Genomic DNA, 4,782 nt, shown 5'->3' on the forward strand with positions numbered 1-4,782 from the left:
TGACGATATGTGGACTTGTAAGATTCCGAATAGGAACCTTAGTATTTTGAATATAAAATACTGCTATTTTTCCTGCTTATGATTAGCGCACATAGGTACTTACTTTTGCCTTATTATCGACATAAACTGTCTCAAACCCTGATTTTAGCGTTGAGAGTGGCTGATATTTGCAATTGGCGATCGCCCGTTGAAAGCCAGTCATAGAAAGGTATTAGTATTTTTCGGAGATGTCTCTTGTAGAGACGCGATTAATCGCGTCTGCAATATGTGGTAGATGAAATCCAGTTCAATCCCCAACAACGCACAATCGGAATTCAGGCAAAACCTTATTAATCTCTTGTAGAGACGCGATTAATCGCGTCTGCAATATGTGGTAGATGAAATCCAGTTCAATCCCCAACAACGAACCATCGCAATTCAGGCAAAACCTTATTGATCTCTTGTAGAGACGCGATTAATCGCGTCTGCAATATGTGGTAGATGAAATCCAGTTCAATCCCCAACAACGAACCATCGCAATTCAGGCAAAACCTTATTGATCTCTTGTAGACGCGATAAATCGCGTCTCTACAAGAATTAGGTAGGGTGCGTTATGGACTTTTGCTTTTTAGTGCCGTACTCTCGCCGAATACACACGCTACAAAACTCATCCCCCTCATCTTCCCGATCTCCCCTGCTCCCGTTCGGCTGACGCCCACGGCGAAGCCTGCTCCCTGCCTCCCTGCTTATATGTGTAATATTCTATGAAAAAAATTCTGACCAATCTTTTAGCTTTGGGTATTTATCTAACGCCTTTAACAGTAATGCTAATTGCTCAACCCAGTTGGGGACAGACTCAAAACCCGCAAGCGCAAGCAGCCGAAAAACTGCTAGAACAGGCAAAACAAAAGGCACGGCAACAGGAATATAAACAAGCAATATCCATATTGCAGCAAGTTTTGGTCATGGCACGAGAACTTAAAGACCAAAAACTTGAGGCACTTGTACTCCATGAACTTGGCTTTTGCTACTCAGCTTTAGGACAAAATCAGCAAGCACTGTCATACTACAACTCTTCTCTGCCCCTATCTCGTGCAGTGAGCGATCGCACTGGTGAAGCGACTACACTCAATAACATTGGTCGAGTCTACGACGATTTAGGACAAAAGGAAAAAGCACTCGAATTTTACAACTTTTCTCTGACCCTATTTCGTGCAGTGGGCGATCGCACTGGTGAAGCGACTACACTCAATAACATCGGTCTAGTCTACTCCGCATTAGGACAAAAGCAAAAAGCACTCGAATTTTACAACTCTTCTCTGCCCCTAAGACGTGCAGTGGGCGATCGCTCAGGTGAAGCAGCGACACTCAATAACATCGGTGGAGTCTACCACGATTTAGGACAAAAGCAAAAAGCACTCGAATTCTACAACTCTTCTCTGCCCCTATGGCGTGCAGTGGGCGATCGCTCAGGTGAAGCTCGTACACTCAATAACATAGGTTCAGTTTACGACGCATTAGGACAAAAGCAGCAAGCACTGTCATACTACAACTCTTCTCTGCCCCTAAGACGTGCAGTGGGCGATCGCTCAGGTGAAGCAGCGACACTCAATAACATCGGTTCAGTCTACGACGCTTTAGGACAAAAGCGAAAAGCACTGTCATACTACAACTCTTCTCTGCCCCTATTTCGTGCAGTGGGCGATCGCTCAGGTGAAGCGACTACACTCAATAACATTGGTCGAGTCTACGACGATTTAGGACAAAAGCAAAAAGCACTCGAATTTTACAACTCTTCTCTGCCCCTAAGACGTGCAGTGGGCGATCGCTCAGGTGAAGCAGCGACACTCAATAACATCGGTTCAGTCTACGACGCTTTAGGACAAAAGCAGCAAGCACTGTCATTCTACAACTCTTCTCTGCCCCTATTTCGTGCAGTGGGCGATCGCACTGGTGAAGCGACTACACTCAATAACATTGGTCGAGTCTACGACGATTTAGGACAAAAGCAAAAAGCACTCGAATTTTACAACTCTTCTCTGCCCCTATGGCGTGCAGTGGGCGATCGCTCTGGTGAAGCAATCACTTTGGCTAATAGAGGTATATTATTTCAAAATACCAATCGACCCACTGAAGCCATTAAAGATTTAGAAAAATCTCTCCAAATCATTTTAGAAATGCGTCGGGGTTTGCAGCAGCAAAATCGCCAAAAGTTTTTACAGCAAAAAGATTGGAGTGCTACTGCGTTAGTTAATGTCCTAATTGAGCAAAAGAAAGATGCTCAAGCCTTTGAATGGGTTAATTTATTCACCACATTTGAGCTAGCTGACTATAATCGCTTAATTAATGCCAAAGTTGCAAACTCCGAAGCACAGCAAGCTATTAATCAATGGAATCAACAAAATCAACAACTAGAATCACTAAGGCAACAACTACAAACCGATGATTCGGAAGCTTTAGCCCAAAAAATTCGCCAATTAGAAGCGCAAGTCTATCAGCAAGCAGAAGATATATCCCGCAAGTTTCCTGAAGTTGCAGAACTGTTTGAAACTACACCCGCAGACATTAATAAACTTAAATCCTCAATTCCCGCAGGTACGGTAGTAATTCAACCTGTTTTGTTGACGAATGTGAACAATATACCCGATACCCTTGCTATTTTTGTTTTAACTAAAGATAAGCTAAATATTATTAAAAACCCAATTAAATCTAGTGAATTTGATAAATTACTCACCCAATATCTAAAGCAAATACAGGATGACAGTGATGCTGACTACGTTGAAACTAGCGGCAAACTATACGATATTCTCATTCGTCCTGTAGAAAATGCCATCAAGTTGTCAGATAAACAAGTGAGTATTATCGCCACTGGTAAACTGCGCTATCTACCTTTTGAAACCCTCAAAGACAGTAAAACTAAACAATATTTAATCGAAAAATACTCCATCAATTATCTCAGTCGCATCTCCACTCGTTCTTTAGATGTCGAAAAGCCAGGTATTTCCACCCAAGCAAAAAAAGCAGTCTTAGCATTTGGTAATCCCGTACCCCGCAAACCGCAACAGTTACCAGGAGCAGAAACGGAAGTCCAAAAAATTGAGCAATTACTACCAGGAAGTAAAGCTTATATACGCGATGAAGCCACCCTCGCAAGGTTCAAATCTCAAGCCTTACGCTTTCCCTTTCTGCACTTAGCTACTCATGGCTGTTTTCAAAATGCAGATTGTAAAACATTGAATTTAAAAAATAACACATTGCTGTTTGCAGACACACAATTTAACATAGCTGATGCTGCACTTTTAGGATTACAAGGCACAGAATTACTTACTTTAAGCGCTTGTCAAACTGCTGTAGATATTAATGCTAAAGGTCAAGGAATTGCAGGTGTTGCTTATATATTTGAACGTGCTGGTGCTAAAGCTGTGATGGCTAGTTTGTGGGCAGTTGATGATGAAAAAACTCGGCAATTGATGGTTGATTTTTATCAGAAACTTAACCAGGGGATGAGTAAAGGTGAAGCTTTGAGACAAGCTAAGTTGAAGTTAATTGCAGACCATCGTCATCCTTTTTATTGGTCGCCATTTATCTTAATTGGTGATGCGCGTTAAAGGTTGTTTGTAGTTGATAGTGAATTACCCCACCCTCAATACGGTTCGGATAAGATTTTTTGATGAAAATTATAGATCACAAAGACGCGATAAATCGCCGTCTTTACAATAAAAAGTCCTTTGTAGAGACGGCGATTTATCGCGTCTCTTGCCTTAACCGAACCATATTGACCCCACCCTAACCCTCCCCTTATAAAGCTACGGTGTACACACATCTTTTTGGTGGGTGCAAAATGTGTATTGATCCCCCTAAATCCCCCTTAAAAAGGGGGACTTTGAGAGCTTTTTGCCCCCCTTTTTAAGGGCAGGGCTGTTTCATTCCCTAAAAGCCTTTAAAGATCAAGGGTTCAGGAGATGAAAAATAAGCAAGGCATTCAATATTAGGCTTCAATTTGGTCAACAATTCATGACTAAAGCCCAAATATTTATCGCCAATGGTCTTGACAAAATACATACCTTGTCGAATGAAACAGCCCTGCTTTTTAAGGGGGGTTGGGGGGATCAAAAGCCTGTGGCGCAACTCTAAAAGACTTGTGTGTACACCGTAGCCTTATAAAGGGGAGGGAACAGGATTTTTATTGTTTTCCCCCTTTCCTCCCGACACTGACCGTATCGGGTTCAGTGTGAGCCTCCCTGCGGGAATAGGTAAACGGAGAACAGAGAAAACTGAAGCGGTCTCCCTCGCGACGAAAGCGGTCTCCCTCGCGACAAAAGCGATCTCCCTCGCGACAAAAGCGGTCTCCCTCGCGACAAAAGCGATCTCCCTCGCGACGAAAGCGGTCTTCCTCGCGACAAAAGCGATCTCCCTCGCGACAAAAGCGATCTCCCTCGTGACGAAAGCGATCTCCCTCGTGACGAAAGCGATCTCCCTCGTGACAGAAGCAATCTCATCGCTTATCTGTAGGCTTTTTCACCCGCCCTGAAATAAATTTCAGGGCTAATAGTTAAAGTAAACTGAAGTTTACTGTCATATTTTTGACATTATTTAGTCATCTTTAGATGACTTTAGCTATAAGATGTGGAAATTCATTTCCTTGCGGGACTGGGGTTTTATATCAAGTCCGGATAATTAGCTATGATTCCCACAGTCATTGCACCCCACCACGCCACTTGCTACAACGCTCTTAACCCGCGCAATGCAGTGGCTCCCCAACCCCTCCCCGCAGGCGGGGAGGGGAGACAAAGCGTAGCTTTG

The 4,782-nt window shown here is 43.3% G+C and carries 1 protein-coding gene; it reads left to right on the forward strand.

Annotated features, from left to right (window positions below):
- Positions 1–743: 743 nt before the first annotated feature.
- Positions 744–3,587 carry a CHAT domain-containing protein gene (locus TOL9009_RS0122090; protein WP_029634687.1) on the forward strand — a complete coding sequence of 948 codons (2,844 nt, stop codon included), beginning with the start codon at positions 744–746 and terminating at the stop codon, positions 3,585–3,587.
- Positions 3,588–4,782 lie beyond the last annotated feature (1,195 nt).

The organism is [Scytonema hofmanni] UTEX 2349 (assembly GCF_000582685.1).
Taxonomy (GTDB): Bacteria; Cyanobacteriota; Cyanobacteriia; order Cyanobacteriales; family Nostocaceae; genus Hassallia; species Hassallia hofmanni.